Raw genomic sequence first — 15,088 nt, forward strand, 5'->3', positions numbered from 1 at the left:
GGTCGGCGAGCGGCCCTCGCCGCGGACGCTCAGCGCCGCCGCTCCCTCGGCGCGGGGCCTTGCATGCAGTGGACCAGGGCGTCACGGAGGTTCGCGAGCGTGTGGATCCTCGAGAGATCCACGCCGAGCGACACGATGGTCTGCGCCACCTCGGGCCGGATGCCCACCACGATCCCGCGCACCCCGAGGAGCTCGACGGCGCGGACGAGCCTCACGATGTGATCGCCCGTGCGGTGGTCGATGCCGTCGGCGCCGGTCAGGTCGATGATGGCCGAGCCGCAGCGGGTGCGCATGATCGCCTGGAGCAGCACCTCCATCATCTGCTCGGCGCGGCGCTCGTCGACGGACCCGAACACCGGCATGGTGATCACGCCCTCCCAGACCTCGATGATCGGCGTCGAGAGCTGGCGGATCGCCTCCTGCTGCCGCTCGATGATGTCGAGCTTGTCGAGGAGCACCGCCTCCGCCCGCTTGCGCGCCGTGATGTCGCTGAGCGAGCCCGCCATGCGCGTCGCCCTCCCCTGCTCGTCCCAGAGCGCCTGCCCGCGCGAGCAGAGCCAGCGCAGCTCGCCCGCGGCGGTGCGGCGCCGGAACTCCACGTCGTACGGCGCGCGCCGCTCCAGGTGGCCGCGGAGCGCGGCCGCCACCCGATCCCTGTCCTCCCCGTCGACGAGGCCCAGGAAGGACTCGATAGAATCGCCGAGCTCGCCGTCCTGGCAGCCGAGGACGTCCTTGAAACGCTCGGAGTAATAGGCGCCCCCGCCGGCCAGGTTCCAGTCCCAGAGCCCGTCGCGCGAGCCCTGCACGGCCAGGGCGAACCGCTCCTCGCTCTCCTTGAGCGCGATCTCGGCGCGCCGGCGCTCCGCCCGCTCCGCCACGTCGCGCAGCGAGCGCTCGATCGCGGGCGCCAGGCGCCTGAGCTCGCCCTTCAAGACGTAATCGTTCGCGCCCGACCGCATGACCTCGGCGACGGTCGTCTCACCGATGCTGCCCGAGACGATGATGAAGGGCAGATCCAGCCCGCGCTCCTTGATCATGCGCAGCGCCGTCAGCGAGTCGAACCGGGGCATGCTGTGATCGCAGAGCACGACGTCGTATGCCTGCCGCGAGAGCGCCTCGGTCATCCCCTCGGGCGTGTGCACCCGCACGTGCGACGGGTCGTAGCTCCCCCGCTTGAGCTCGCGCAGGATCAGCCGCGCGTCTTGCTCGGAGTCCTCGACCAGGAGGACGCGCAGCGGCGTGCCCATCTAGGACGCGCTCCCCGGCCGCGGGACCGCGTTCATCCGACGTTTGTCGCGACCCGCGCGAGCGGCCCGCGCGTTGCCATCGACGAGGGGGTTCGTTCCGTGGTTCATGGCGCTCCTCGCGAACAGATGAGATCCCGGCCTAGAGCGTGAAATAAAACGTCGCTCCCTCGTCGACGGCGCCCTCGGCCCAGATGCGGCCTCCATGGCGCTCGACGATGCGATGTACGGTCGCGAGGCCGACGCCGGTCCCCGCGAACTCCTCCTCGGTGTGCAGGCGCTGGAACGCGCCGAACAGCTTCGCGGCGTACCTCATGTCGAACCCGGCCCCGTTGTCGCGCACGAAATACGTCGCGCGCCCGCCCCGCGGCTCCTCCTGCCCGCCCTCCAGCTGCCCGAGCTCGATCCGCGCGCCCGCCCGCTTGCTCGTGAACTTCCACGCGTTGCCGAGCAGGTTCTCCAGCACGATCCTGAGCAGCTGAGGGTCGCCGTCCGCCGCCACCCCCTCCGCCACGACGCACTCCACGGCGCGATCCGGCTCAGGCCGCTGCAGCGCGGCGAGCACCTCGCGCCCGAGCGCGCTCATGTCGACGCGCTCGCGCTGCATCTCGGCGCGCGTCACGCGCGACAGCCTGAGCATGTCATCGATGAGCTCCGACATCCGCTGGCTCCCCCGCCGCACCTGCGAGAGCAAGTCGCGTGCCTCCTCGTCGAGCTTGTCGCCGTAATCCTCGATCAGCGCGAGGCTGAACCCGTCGATGACCCGGAGCGGCGCGCGCAGGTCGTGCGAGACGGAGTGGCTGAACGCCTCCAGCTCCTTGTTGGCCACCCGCAGCTGCGCCGTCCGCTGGTGGATCCGGAGCTCCAGCTCGCTGTTGAGCTCCCGGAGCGCCTCCTCCGCCCGCCGGCGCTCGGCGTTCTCCCTCGACAGCTCCGCGTAGAGCCGCGCGTTCTCCAGCGAGCTCGCGGCCTGCGACGCGAGGAGATCCAGCGTCAGCGCCCGCTCCGGCGTGAACGCGCCGGCGGTCAGGTTGTTCTCCAGGTAAAGGAGACCGACGAGCGCGGCCTGCCGCAGGAGCGGGATGCACAGCACCGACTTCGGCCGGTTCAGCCGCATGTACTCGTCGTCCACGAACCGCGGCTCGCCCGCCGCGTAGTCGAGCACGACGCGCTCTCTCGCCCTCCGGACATGCCCGAGCAGCGTCATGGGCGCGGCCGACGAAGGCAGCGGCGCCGCGGGGTTGCAGACGCTCACCACCGTGCCGGCGGCGGACGCCTCCGCCTCGAGGAGCAGCGTCCCCGCCTGATCCCGGAGCAGGTACCCCTTCTCGGCGCCCGCGTTCTCGATCGTGATCCTCATGAGCTTCTGGAGCAATCGCTCCAGGTCGATCTCGTCGGACAGGGCCTGGGACGCCTTGATGACCGCCATCAGATCGATCGCCGACGGCCCCGCCGGCAGCCCGAGCCGCTCCGGCGCCGAAGGCGGGCGCGCGGCGAGGAGGGCGCCGTATCGACCCTCGAGCTGCGCCACCTTCGCGGACGCGCCCCACGCGCGGTAGCACCGGTGGGCCTCGGTCATGTAGACGCCGGCGACCTTCTCGCGGCCGAGGCCGAGATAGAACCTGGCCGCGAGCTCGCTCGCGAGCGCCTCGTCGTGCGCGAAGCGGTTCGTCTTCGCCGCCTGGATCGACCGATCGTAAAGATCCATCGCCTCGAGCCGGCGCCCGGCGGCGCGCGCCTCCTCCGCCTCGATCAGGAGGCGCTTGTGCTCGAAATTCTCGGGGCAGCCCGCGGCGTACGAGAAGACCTTGCCCCGGTAGCGGGCGAGCATGCCGCCGAGCGGCTCCCGGGCCGCCTGCGCCGGGGGCAACGCGAGGATCGCGAGGCACAGGTGGAACGCCATGTCGACCGACAGGATGAGGCCCGCGCTCCCCCCGATCGTCTGGTCGGCGATGCGCCCCATCTCGATCGCGCCGGCGTAGTCCTCGGCGAGCAGCGCCAGCCGGAGCTTGGCCGCGGCGTACCAGCACAGCGTGCTCACGAGCTCGGGCGCCATGATGCTGTCCACGAAGGCCGGCTCGTCCAGCGTCTCGTCCCCGATGGAGTGGAGACCCGCCGTGCGCCCCCGGAGGCAGGCGACGAGCTGCCGCCCGATCGTCACGTTCGCCGTGCTCGCCGCGTTGTACGTCTGCCGCACCAGGAGGAGGAGCTTCTCGATCTCCTCGCCGACTGCGCCGAGCTCGTCGCCCAGGGCGATCCGCGTCCAGACGATGTTCGAGAGGGTATACGACAGATAGTTCAGGTCGCCCGACTCTGGCCCTGCGCGCATGGCGCGCCGGGCATGCTCGAGCGACAGACGGAGCGACTTCTTGCAGAAGCTCACGTTGAGCGCGAACATGTAGTGGAGCCGGCACTTGATGGAGATGTTGTTGTATCTCTCGTTGAGATCGAGCGCGAGCTGGCCGAACTCGTGGGCCGCGTCGTACTCGCCGCGCGTGGCCAGCACGAAGCCGTAGGTCAGGTATCCGAAGGCGGCCTCCTCCGAGTGCCCGTGCTTCAGGGAGATGTTCGCCGGCATCACGCAGACGAGCGCGAGCAGCACGGGGTTGATGATGAACGCCACCCCCCACAGGTTCGCCAGGATCTTGAGCGCGATGAGCTGCTCGGGATCGGTCATCGACGGGGCATCGACGAGCTCGCGGATGCGGCGCCCGCCGAGGTTCGCGCGCACCGCCGCGAGCTCCGCCTCGAGCGCGGCCTGGCACTCGTCCTGCGCCTCCGGCACGCGGATGCCGAGGAGCGCGAGCGCGGCGCGCCCGACGTCCATGGCCTGGACATACCGGATCTGCATGCAGTAGAGGACGACCCGCAGGTTGAGGATCTGCGCTCGTTCGAGCGTCGATCGAGCCCGGCGCAGGATGACGTCGAAGAGCGCCTCCGCCTCCTCGTGGCGGCCGACCAGGTACTCGCACTCGGCGAGCTCGGCGGACAGCTCGAACGTCGTCGCGTACTCGTCGCCCCACCCCGCCTCGCCGAGCAGCGCGGCGCCTGCGCGGAAGTACCCGACGGAGGTCTGAAACGCGGTCGCGGCCTTCGCCCGCTTGCCGGCCGCGAGGTTCAGCCGCGCGACGTCCACCTGCTCGCCGCGCTCGGCGATCAGCGCGGCGCCCAGGTTCGTGTGGTGGACGATCTGGAACACGTCCTCCACGTGCCCCTCGTCCGCGCGAGACCGCCTGAGCAGCCTGCCGATCTGCAGGTGGACCTCCTGCCGGCGGTCCTCCTCGATCATCGAGTAAGCGGCCTGCTGGACGCGGTCGTGCAAGAACTTGTACGAGATCCGGAGCGCCTCGACGTCGTGCTGGTCCTCGACCTCCTCTCCCCTTGGCGCGTGGAGGAAGCGGTACTCGGACGTGAGCGGCACGACGTACCCTTCGCGGAGCGCCTCCCACAGATCGGCGGCCGTCGCGGCGGGCGTCTTCTCGTGGATGATCGCCAGCGTCCTCAGCTCGAACTGGTGGCCCATGCACGCGGCGAGCTTCAGGATGCGCTGCGTGCCGGGCGCGAGCTTCCGGATCTTGCCGACCATGAGGACGACCACGTTGTCCGTGATGTCCGCCTGCTGGATGCGCGCGAGATCCCACTCCCACGCTCCGGTCCCCGCGTTGAAGCCGATCAGCTTGTCCCGGTGGAGCGCCCCGAGGAGCTGGCTCATGAAGAACGGGTTGCCCTGCGTCTTCTCGGAGACGATCGCGGCGAGGGGCGCCACCCGGTCCGTGTCGGTGACGAAGGTGTCGGCGATGATCTGGGCGACGGTCGGCGGCGCGAGCGGCCTGAGCGTGATCTCGCCGAGCTTCGCCCCCGTCTTCCTGATCTCCTCGACCGTCAGCGCGAGCGGGTGGGCCGGGCCGACCTCGTTGTCCCGGTACGCCCCGAGGACGAGGAGGTACGCGTTCTCCGGGTTCGCGAGGACGGCCTGGAGCAGCCGGAGCGACGCCGCGTCGGCCCACTGCAGGTCGTCGAGGAAGAGCACCAGCGGGCGCTCCCTCGTGGCGAAGACCCGCAGGAAGCTCTGGAAGACGATGACGAACCGGTTCTGCGCCTCGGTGGGCCCGAGCTCCGGCACGCCCGGCTGCGGCCCCAGGACGGCCGAGAGCTCCGGGATGAGGTCGATCATGAGCTGCGCGTTCGGCCCGAGCGCGGCGAGCAGCCGCTCCTTCAGGCCCGCGAGCTCCTCGTCGGAGCCCTGGAGGTGCCCCCGGAGGAGGTCCCGGAAGGCGTTCGCGATCGGCGCGTACGGGACGCTCCGGTTCAGGAGATCGAACTTGCCCGAGATGAACGCGCCGCCCCGCGCCGCGATCGGCTTGTGGACCTCGTTGACCAGCACCGATTTGCCGATGCCCGAGAAGCCGGCGACCAGGAGCAGCTCGACGCCGCCCTGGCCCACGCGATCGAACGCGAGCAGGAGATCCCTTGTCTCGGCCTCGCGGCCGTAGAGCCGCTGGGGGATGTGGAGCTCGCCGGAGAGGTCGCGCTGGCCCAGCGGGAAGGGCGCGACCGCGCCGCTCGCCTCGAGCTGCGAGAGGCACTCGCGCAGATCGACCGCGAGCCCGAAGGCGCCCTGGTAGCGGTCCTCCGCGGCCTTCGCGAGGAGCTTCGTCACGATGTCCGAGACCACGCTCGGGACCTCGGGCGCGACCTCGTGCGGCGGCGCGGGCCTCCTCGCGATGTGGCTGTGCACGATCTCCATCGGGTCCGACGACGGGAACGGCAGGCGGCCCGTGAGCGCCTCGTACATCACGACGCCGAGCGAGTAGAGGTCGGTCCGGTGATCGAGGGTGCGATTCATCCGGCCGGTCTGCTCCGGCGACATATAGGCGAGGCTCACCTCGATCGCGTCAGGGCTCTGCGCCGGCTGGGTCTCCTGGGACAGGCGCGTCGCGACGCTGAGGTCGCTCAGCCTCGCCGCGCCCGTGCGCACGTTGACGAGGATGTTCCTGGGGTTGATGTCCTTGTGGATGACGTGCCGGCGATGGAGCGCGTCCAGGGTCTCCGCGACGGAGGCCGCGATCCTGAGCGCCGTCCGGAGGTCGAGCCGCTGCGCCTTGAGGACGTCGTGGAGCGCCTGGCCGCCGAGATCCTCCATGACGAGGGCGAGGCCGCCCTCGTGCCGCTCGAGGCCGTACGCCGTGACGACCCCGGGCAGCCCGAGGTCGCGCATCATCATGTATTCGTAGCGGAGCTTCGCGACCTCTCGAGGGCTCTCGTGGGAGCGTTTGAGGAGCTTCACCGAGATCGGCGCATGATCGGAATTCCGGTAGCCGCGGTAGAGAGCGGTATCCAGACCCGATTGGATCTCCTCCGTGATTGTGAACCGGCTCACTCAAACCTCCCGCGCCCGCGATCGAGCCCGGCTCGAAGCTGCCCGTGCGCCGGAGGCCGATGTAGCATCCCCCGAGCGAAGATATCACCCAGGCCCACAGACACTACAGGCGGCCACGAGCGCGTGGCGGCGTCCGAACCGGCAGGACCAAGGCCCCCCTGGTCAGGAGACCATACTATTCCGGTTGTCCGGGCTTAAACAAGTGGGAATGCGAACATTCCGAGCGGCGCCCGTCATGAGGTCGTGTCGGCGCATGAAGGCACACCGTCCGGCGGCGCCGCAGCGGCTGAGCACGCCGCGCGAAGGGCCTACAGGGGCTCGAGGAAGCGCTGGTGCACGTACTTGGCGATCTTCTTGCCGGTCCTGGCCCCGACCTCGCCCGAGCCGCGGTAGTGGATGCCCCCCCAGACGCGGGCGTTGATCACCCCCTCGACGGCGTCCTTGAGGGAGTCGAACACGATGTCTCCGCACGTGTTCGTCCCGACGAGCGGCTCATCCAGCTGGCCGCCGCCGAAGAACTCCATCAGCGCATAGAGCGTCGCGCCGCTCACCATCGGATGGCCGGCGGGGTATTCCTGGTTCGGCGAGGTGGTCATGAGCGGCTTCCAGTCGGAGCCCGGATGGTAGTAGTTGATCGAGGTGATCGGCCGCCAGAAGTTGTAGTGATTCTTGCTGTTCACGTTGGAGATCATCGCGTCGGCCTGGGTGAGCATCGCGAGCGCGAACACCCGCGCGGCCTCGTAGTTGTCCAGCTCGAAGTCCGAGACGAGCTGGCGGGTGAACGCGTACGTGCCGCTGAAGACGAACCCGTCGCAGGCCTCCCACCAGAGGGCCTCGAAGGCCTGCTGCGGGGTGCGCACGGCGCTGTCCACGGCGCCGTAGGCGCGGGTCTCCTCCATGTCCCTGCGGAACGCGCCGTTCTTGGGGCGGGGCGGCGGCGGGGGCAGGAACTGGTCGTTGTCGCGCATCGTCCAGGGGGTCATGTCCCCCCACCAGAAGAAGAACGGCTGCGACGTGCCGGGGAACGTGTCGGCCGGGTCGAGCATGACGTACTCCCCCGGCAGGCCGGTCATCGGGTCGTCGTCGCCGTCGTTGTCGGGCCACTCGAACTCGAGATCATCCGGGTTGTTCCACCCGTCGCCGAGGCGCTCGTTCCACAGGTTGATCGCCGCCGCCTCGCCGATCCGGATGCCCTCCTCCTTCTCGGGGCCGTCGGGGATCGCCGAGAGCTGCGCGTCGTAGACGGCCTCCACCATCGGCAAGAGGTCCTGGAGGCCCGGGTTCGCGAACTCCGGCGGGAGGCTCTGGTTCGAGTAGAAATCGATGTACGTCGCCAGCATCGTCCGCCCCGCCGCGGCCAAGGCCGCCTCGGGGGAGGCGGGCCCCTCGGCGTCCACGGGCGGCAGGTAGGTCTCATAGCGCGCGGTCTCGGGGATCGCGTTGAGCGCGTCGTGAATGGAGACGTGCAGGAGCGCCGAGAGCCTCGACGCCATGAAGAACCCCGTCAGCGGCTCCATCTGCGCCATCACCGTGTTCCAGTCGCGGACCTCCTGGTTGGCTCTGGCGTCCCCGGACCACACGATCGCGGCGACCGACAGCGCCGCCGAGAGCAGCCCCTTCCATCGACGCCCTCCCATGCCGGTGTTGTGTGGGGTACACGCGTCCCTTTGGTCATGTCCGGACAACAGCATCGAACACCCCCTGGCAAGATCAGGTGATTCATCGCACACGACGTGTGCGCCCCCCGATCCTGTGCATACGATGTCCGTCGCGACCTGTAAATTCAATCCACGACGTTTTTGAGCTCTCTTTGCGTCGCCGCGGCCTCGCGCGCAGTCCCCGCAATCGGGCGGGCGGTGGTGCGCACAATCGCTCACCACCTGCGCGGACGCGTCACTGCGCCAGGTACGCCTCGATGTCCGCGGCGCGCTCCTTGGCGTGAGCGATCAGCGTGGCGAGGCCGTTGTCGAAGTCCGCGGGCGACGCGAGGTGCGTGTGCCCCTCGATCTCGCCCTCCGGCCCCACGACGTACGGCGCGATGAGGTCGTGCGCCGCCTTGAACCACGCCTCGGCCGCGGCCGGCTCGTACTCCACCTCCGCGGCCTGCTTCACGTAGTCGCGGTAGATCTCGAGGTAGACCGGGTCGTCGAGCAGGTAACGGATGAGCGGCCACTGCTCGGTCACCTCGGACATGTCGAGGGGCAGCGCCTTCAGCCCGATGTTCGCGCCCGCCGAGTCGGGGTCCGTCCAAGCGAAGGTGTGGTCCCACGGGATCCACGTGAATTGCCCGCCCTTGTTCGGGTCCGAGTAGAGATAGTAGTTGTGCGGCAGGCGGCCGTACACGTCCCAGTCCTCGATCACCGTGTTCAGCGCCAGCCAGTGGAGGAAGCCGTCGACGTCGAGGCGCGCCTCGAGCCCCGCGCGCCAGGCGGCGGCGTCGGTCCGATCGGCGTGCAGCGCGTCGAACAGCGCGCGCGCGTCCGAGAAGTCGGCCTCTTCCTCGTGGTTCTCCTTGACGAGGGTGTCGGGATCCCAGGTCTCCCACCGCGCGCCCGTGCCGTCGGGCTTGTAGACATTGCCCTCGTGGCCGCCGAAGTGCGTGTCGAGGAACGAGTCGTCCGACGGGACCTCGATCCCGGTGTACAGCCCGAAGTAGACCGGCCCCTCCCCGTGATCGATGAAGACCCGGTAGAACGCGGTCGCGGGCGCGGCGATCCCCGCCTTGGCGAAGATGTCGGTGCCGAGCTTCTCGCGCAGGAGCGACGGATCCAGGTAGCTGCTGGTGAACGCCAGCCCGTCGAACCCGTAGAAGCGCTGGTTCTTTGTCTCGGGATAGTCATCCTCGAACCGGTCGAAGTTGAGGCGCAGCGGCAGCTTCCAGTTGCCCGCCCCCCAGGGCAGGAGCAGGCTGGCATTGCCCCGGAGGCGGATGCCGACGTGCTGCCACGTCCGGTCCTCGGTGGCGACGTCGCACTCGACGTAGATCGGCGAGCGCGGGATGAGGTCGACGCTGCTGCTCAGCCCGGGGTCGCCGCCCGGCCCGCCCGGCCCGGAGGGCATGCAGGCCAGGCCGGCCTCTTCCTCGGAGCACGTCCCCGGGGTCGCGGTCCCGAAGATGTCGACCGTGCAGGGGTCGGACGCCGCGAGATCGTTGCAGGCGTCGATCCAGTCCTGCGGCGGCTCGAACTCGCCGGGATCCGGCGGCCTCGGCTGGCAGGTCAGGCCGCCGGGGAGCTCCCCGCACGTCCCGTCGGCGGGGGACCCGAAGAGATCGACCGTGCACGCGTCGCCGGCCGCGAGCCCGTTGCAGGCGTCGACCCACTCCTGCGGCGGCTCGAATCCGCCGGGCCCCTGCGCGCCGAACTCGCCGAGCATCGACGTCATGTCGTCGATCATCTCCTGCCACTTCTCGGGCGCGATGGTGATGTCGATGCGGGGGACCCGGTCCTGCGGGAACGCGCGGTCGTAATCGGGCTCCTCCTTGGCGCTGCCGCCCGCGCCGCCGTCGCCGCCCGTGCCGTCGCCGCCCGTGCCGTCGCCGCCCGTGCCGTCGCCGCCCGTGCCGTCGCCGCCCGTGCTGGTCGTGCCGGTTCCACCGCCGCTCGCGCCGGTCCCGGACGCGCCGGGCTCCTCGGAGCCGCCGCAGCCCACGAGGGGAGTGGCGGCCAGCGCGGCGAAAGGCAAGAGATAACGCAGACTCCGTAGGTTCATCAATCGCTCCTCAGCTCGGCGGTCCGAGGCAATATTATGTCAATCGTGCTTCGATCGCGTGACAAATACGTCCGCCGACAGCGCTGGGAGCCGGCCCGGGCGCGGCGAGAGCGGATAGTTCCAGTCAGGGTGAGGTGGAGCTCTCTATAGAAGCCGAGGTGGAATTTTCCACGTGGGGTGAGCTGGGCGTTTCGCGTGGCGGGACGGCGGCGCGGGCGCTCGCTCGCCGCAGCGCAGCGCACGCGCCGGCCAACGCGACCGGCACACCCGCCGCGTTGGCGATCCGGGGTCGCGTCGCGGCGAGATGCACGGTGTGCATCCCGCGCATGCCGCCTTCGCATTGGAAGGGCGGCGCCCCGCGACCTACATGCCTCAGCACGCCGCCGCGCCGCGCACGAGCGCAGCGCGACACGGCGCAACCCGGAGATCACGAAGATGGCTTGGTTGGACGTCACCCATCGAAACTCCGCCTGCAGCGACGCAGGACGGCGAGATCTTGCTATGACAATGCGGCCGGCGACGGCTTCGCGAGGGCTGCTCTGCGCCGGCGTGCTCGGCGCGCTGCTCGGCGGCTGCGGCGGCGACCCCGCGCCCCTCGAGACGACCGGATCCAGCGATGTGCTGTCGGGCCAGGAGGCGCTCGTCGCCGGCGACCTCACGGGGCTGGAGCACGCGTGGGAGACGGTCCCGAGCGTGGTGCGCAGCGACGGATCCGAGGAGTTCGTGCTGGAGGTCGACCCCGTGGACGACGTGGTGAGCGTCGAGCTCACCGGGCTCGAGTTCCGGATCGAGGGCCCGAGCGACCTGACGTTGCGCGACGACGGCGTGGGCGCCGATCGCGTCGCCGGAGACGGCATCTTCACGGTCGGGCCGTTCCGCTTCGACCCCACGCCGTCGATCCCGCTGCCCGCTCATTACGAGTCGAGCCCGGACAGCCCGGCTGGCCTCTATGCCGTGGAGCTCGGGAACCTGGTGATGACGAAGGCGACGGGAGAGACCGTCGAGTTCTTCGTCCGCCCCCAGGTCGGCGCGCTCGCGCCCAGCGTCCCGGTCGCGCCGCGGCGGGTCCTGAGCCCGAAGTTCCGCGCGGCGTCGCACCTCGTCGAGGTGCGGGACGGGCGCGGCGACAGCCAGCGGTTTCTGCGCGGCGCGGGCGGCGACGCCGCCGGCATGCTCTCGGACATGTACGAGGTGGTGCCGGACGTCTTCGACTTCGCGGTGCTCTCGGCCACGTCGCACCTCGAGCGGCCGGGCAGCGTGAGCAACGGCAACTCGGGCGTCCACTCCGCCGTGAAGATCGACTACACCGGGATCGGGCGCGATCCGGTCGACTACTCCCAATCGTATTACAGCCGCCGCCTCAAGGGCGTCGCCGCGCTCGACAACCTGCGCCGGGGCTGGCTGAGCAACAACTTCGTGCACGAGCTCCTCCACCAGTGGGGCGCTTACCTCCCTTCCGGTTTCGGGATGACCGACGGCTTCCATTACCTGCCGACCACCAGCGCGGCCAGCCTGCTCGGCGGGATGGAGTGGATCGACAACGGAAACGGCACCTTCACCCTCGACTGCGACAGCAACGGTCGCGGCGGGGCGACCACCGCGTCGCCGCTCGATCTCTACATGATGGGGCTCATCCCGGGGAGCCAGGTCCCGCCGCTCCGCAGGCACGGCGGCGGCCTCTTCGACTACTGCGACACGGTGATCCCCTCGGTCCAGGCCACCGTGACGATCGCGCAGATCCAGGCGCAGCTCGGCGTGCGGACCCCGGGGCCGGCGACGGCGCAGCGCGACTTCCACATCGCGTTCGTCGTGGAGGCGCACGGCCGCGATCTCACCGACAGCGAGCTCACCTTCTTCAACACGCTGGCGGAGTTCGCGACCCGGCCGGTCCCGGCGGGGCAGCCGAACCCGAGGCTCGACAGCAACTGGGTGCCGATCACACGCTATTTCGGCAACGGCACGACCTGGCGCACCGACATCCCCGACACTCCGGCCAACCCCGGTGCCGTCACGGCGAGCATCCAGCTGAACGCCGACTGGGCGACCGGCTACTGCGCCAACGTCACCGTGACCAACGGGCGCAGGTTCGGTATCTGGGGGTGGGAGGCGGTCATCGACCTCGGGCAATCGACGGTCAACTCGAGCTGGAACGCCAGCTTCGGCTTCGACGGGAGCGAGATGACCGCCACGAGCACGCAGTCGAGCGGCCTGCTCGACACCGGCGCGTCGACGTCGTTCGGGTTCTGCGCCAACAAGACCGGGGCGGCGTGGCAGCCCCAGGTCGTCAGCGCCAGGCAGCTGTGACGCGCAGCGCAGCCTCCCGCCGGCGCGAGGCCCCGCGGCGGCGGCTGCGCTAAGCTCCTCCGCGATGCCCGCGCTCATCCACCGTCCCGGACCGCCGCTCGACGACTTCGTCGACTGCTTCTGGCTGTGGGACGGCTACACGGCGCCCGCGCCCAGGGAGCGCGCGCTCCCGTCCGGCACGCTCGATATCATCATCAACCTGCGCGAGGATCGCCTCCGCATCTTCGATCGCGACGATCCCGAGTCGTTCGAGCGGTTCCCCGGGATCATGATCTCCGGCGCGCACGCGGGGCACTTCGTCATCGACACCGCGCCGGGCGCGTCGGTGATGGGCGTGCATTTCAAGCCAGGCGGCGCGTTCCCCTTCCTGGGGGTCCCGGCCGGAGATCTCGAGGGGAGGCACGCGGCGCTCGACGCGCTCTGGGGCGCGAGCGCGGCCCGGCTCCGCGAACGCCTGCTCGAGGCCCGGGGCGCGGCGGATCGCTTCTCCGCGCTCGAGGGCGCCCTCCGCGCCAGGGCCACGCGGCCTCTCCGCCGGCACGGCGCCGTGGCGCTCGCGCTGCGCGCCTTCGAGGATCCCACGCTCCGCGCCGTCGCCGAGGTCAACGCGCGCACCGGGCTCTCGCCGAAGCGCCTCATCGCGCTCTTCCACGACGAGGTCGGGCTCGGCCCCAAGGCGTTCTGGCGTGTCCGCCGGTTCCAGGCGGCGCTGCGCCTCATGGACGGCCGGCACGACGCGCGCGGCGGGGCGCGCCGGCCCGTTCGCGGCGCCGAGATCGCCGCGGCGCTCGGCTACTTCGATCAAGCGCACCTGAGCCGCGAGTTCCGGGCGTTCGCCGGTCTCGGCCCCTCGGCGTACCTCGCCCAGGAAGTGGAGCGCCCCAACCACGTGCCGCTGCGCGGGTAAAAATATCCAAGACGCTCGCGGCGGGCGCGCTCAGGTTTCGGCTCTCCTCGACACGAGAGAAAGGAAGAGCTCATGAACCCCGTCGCTGTCACCGCCTTGCTCGTCGCCGCGATGCGCGCGGAAGAGTCGAAGCGCAAGGATCGCCTGTTCGACGACCCCTTCGCGCACGCGCTCGCCGGAGACGCCGGGTACGCCGCGCTCCGCGCGTACCGGGATGCAGTCGGCCCCTCGATGCCCATCATCGAGGTGCGGACTCGCTGGTTCGACGAGGCGCTCGAGCGCGCCGCCGCCGCGGGCGTCGCGCAGGTCGTCCTCCTCGCCGCGGGCATGGACGCGCGCGCCTACCGGCTCGCGTGGCCCGCAGGGACGCGCGTCTTCGAGATCGACCAGCCGGAGGTCATCGCGCACAAGGCCGGCGCCCTGGGGACGCGGCCCCCCGCGAGCGAGCGCGTGGCCATCGCCGCCGACCTCGCCAGCGACTGGCCCGCCGCGCTCCGCGCCGCGCGGTTCGACCCCGCCGCGCGCACCGTCTGGCTCGTCGAGGGCCTGCTGCAGTACCTCGACGCGCGCGCGGTGGAGACGCTCATGGCGCGGATCGACAGGCTCTCCGCGCCGCGCTCCGTCCTTCTTTATGACGTCGTGGGCAAGTCGCTGCTCGAGGCGCCCGCGCTCGCGGCGGCGCTCCGCATGATGGCCGAGCTCGGCGCGCCGTGGATCTTCGGCACCGACGATCCCGCGGGCCTCGTCGCGGCGCATGGCTGGGACGCCGCCGTGGTCGAGCCGGGCGAGGTGGGCACGCGCTGGGGCCGCTGGCCCATCCCGCCCGCGCCCGCGGGCGCGCCGCGAGGCCACCTGGTCGAGGCCATCAAGCGCTGAGCCCACCGAGGCGCCCCCGGCGCCGCCGCGCCCCGACCGCGCGGCGCGCCGCGCGTCACGGTCGCTCCGCGGCGGGCGCGAGCGTCCGGTGGATCGCGTCGATCGCGAACGCGAGGTAGGCCCGGCTCTCGGCCCGGTCGAACCCCTGGTTCGAGAGGTGCTGGTGGAACGGCCGGAAGTGCAGCGCGCCGAGGAAGAGATCGGCCGCGTGCTCCGCGGAGACCGGGCGCAGCAGCCCGCGGGAGATCGCGCGCGAGAACCACGCGACCACCTCGCGCCGCGCGCGGATCGGCGGCAGGTCCTCGCGCCTTTCGGCCATCGACTCGACGGTCATGCCCGCCGATCGGAGCACCGCCAGGCACGGCACGATGCGCTCGAGGTACGCGGAGATCTCCTCGCCGAGCTCGAGGAGCTGGATCCGCGCGTCCCGGTCGTCCGGGCCCGACCGGGCGCGCGCCATCCACGGCGGCTCCATGGGCGGCTGCAACGCCGCGCGCAGGAGCTGCTCCTTGGTGCCGAAGCGCTGGAACAGCACGCCGTGCGAGATGCCGAGCCGCTCCGCGATGACGGTCGTCGAGACGCCGGCGCCGTGCTCCAGAAAGCACGCGCGCGCCCCGTCGAGGATCTGTGCGTCCGTGATGTTCCGCGGCCTTGCCATTTATAAGT

Annotated in this window: 8 protein-coding genes; 3 read left to right on the plus strand and 5 right to left on the minus strand. The window is 70.8% G+C overall.

What is annotated here, in order from left to right:
• Nucleotides 1-29: 29 nt before the first annotated feature.
• From WME98_RS49665 to WME98_RS49680, 4 genes are all read right to left on the minus strand, one after another.
• Nucleotides 30-1,247 carry a PAS domain-containing protein gene (locus tag WME98_RS49665; protein ID WP_437948515.1) on the minus strand — a complete coding sequence of 406 codons (1,218 nt, stop codon included), beginning with the start codon at nt 1,245-1,247 and terminating at the stop codon, nt 30-32.
• Between the two features lie 139 nt (nt 1,248-1,386).
• Nucleotides 1,387-6,624, minus strand: a complete 5,238-nt coding sequence (locus WME98_RS49670; protein WP_437948516.1) for an AAA family ATPase — start codon at nt 6,622-6,624, stop codon at nt 1,387-1,389.
• 308 nt (nt 6,625-6,932) lie between these two features.
• Nucleotides 6,933-8,261 carry a hypothetical protein gene (locus tag WME98_RS49675; RefSeq protein WP_437948517.1) on the minus strand — a complete coding sequence of 443 codons (1,329 nt, stop codon included), beginning with the start codon at nt 8,259-8,261 and terminating at the stop codon, nt 6,933-6,935.
• Nucleotides 8,262-8,517: 256 nt separating this feature from the next.
• Nucleotides 8,518-10,335: a CotH kinase family protein gene (locus WME98_RS49680; protein WP_437948518.1), complete on the minus strand. Its 1,818-nt coding sequence runs from the start codon at nt 10,333-10,335 to the stop codon at nt 8,518-8,520.
• Nucleotides 10,336-10,836: 501 nt separating this feature from the next.
• Between WME98_RS49680 and WME98_RS49685 the strand changes: the two genes are divergently transcribed.
• From WME98_RS49685 to WME98_RS49695, 3 genes are all read left to right on the plus strand, one after another.
• Complete coding sequence (locus tag WME98_RS49685) at nt 10,837-12,639, plus strand: cellulose binding domain-containing protein (protein WP_437948519.1); 1,803 nt, start codon at nt 10,837-10,839, stop codon at nt 12,637-12,639.
• 64 nt (nt 12,640-12,703) lie between these two features.
• A complete protein-coding gene (locus WME98_RS49690; protein ID WP_437948520.1) occupies nt 12,704-13,546 on the plus strand; it encodes an AraC family transcriptional regulator in 843 nt (280 codons plus the stop codon).
• A gap of 72 nt (nt 13,547-13,618) precedes the next feature.
• The gene (locus WME98_RS49695; protein WP_437948521.1) at nt 13,619-14,422 is read left to right on the plus strand and encodes an SAM-dependent methyltransferase; all 804 of its coding nucleotides are present in this window, start codon (nt 13,619-13,621) and stop codon (nt 14,420-14,422) included.
• 55 nt (nt 14,423-14,477) lie between these two features.
• Here WME98_RS49695 and WME98_RS49700 read toward each other — a convergent pair whose 3' ends face one another.
• On the minus strand, nt 14,478-15,080 hold the full coding sequence (locus WME98_RS49700) for a TetR/AcrR family transcriptional regulator (protein ID WP_437948522.1): 603 nt from the start codon (nt 15,078-15,080) through the stop codon (nt 14,478-14,480).
• Between the last annotated feature and the right edge of the window lie 8 nt (nt 15,081-15,088).

This window comes from Sorangium sp. So ce296 (genome assembly GCF_051529605.1).
Lineage (GTDB): Bacteria > Myxococcota_A > Polyangia > Polyangiales > Polyangiaceae > Sorangium > Sorangium cellulosum_D.

Bases quoted from the DNA above. Each gene is read 5' to 3' on its own strand.
- WME98_RS49665 (WP_437948515.1), bottom strand. From the start codon at position 1,247: ATGGGCACGCCGCTGCGCGTCCTCCTGGTCGAGGACTCCGAGCAAGAC.
- WME98_RS49675 (WP_437948517.1), bottom strand. From the start codon at position 8,261: ATGGGAGGGCGTCGATGGAAGGGGCTGCTCTCGGCGGCGCTGTCGGTC.
- WME98_RS49680 (WP_437948518.1), bottom strand. From the start codon at position 10,335: ATGAACCTACGGAGTCTGCGTTATCTCTTGCCTTTCGCCGCGCTGGCC.
- WME98_RS49685 (WP_437948519.1), top strand. From the start codon at position 10,837: ATGACAATGCGGCCGGCGACGGCTTCGCGAGGGCTGCTCTGCGCCGGC.
- WME98_RS49690 (WP_437948520.1), top strand. From the start codon at position 12,704: ATGCCCGCGCTCATCCACCGTCCCGGACCGCCGCTCGACGACTTCGTC.
- WME98_RS49695 (WP_437948521.1), top strand. From the start codon at position 13,619: ATGAACCCCGTCGCTGTCACCGCCTTGCTCGTCGCCGCGATGCGCGCG.
- WME98_RS49700 (WP_437948522.1), bottom strand. From the start codon at position 15,080: ATGGCAAGGCCGCGGAACATCACGGACGCACAGATCCTCGACGGGGCG.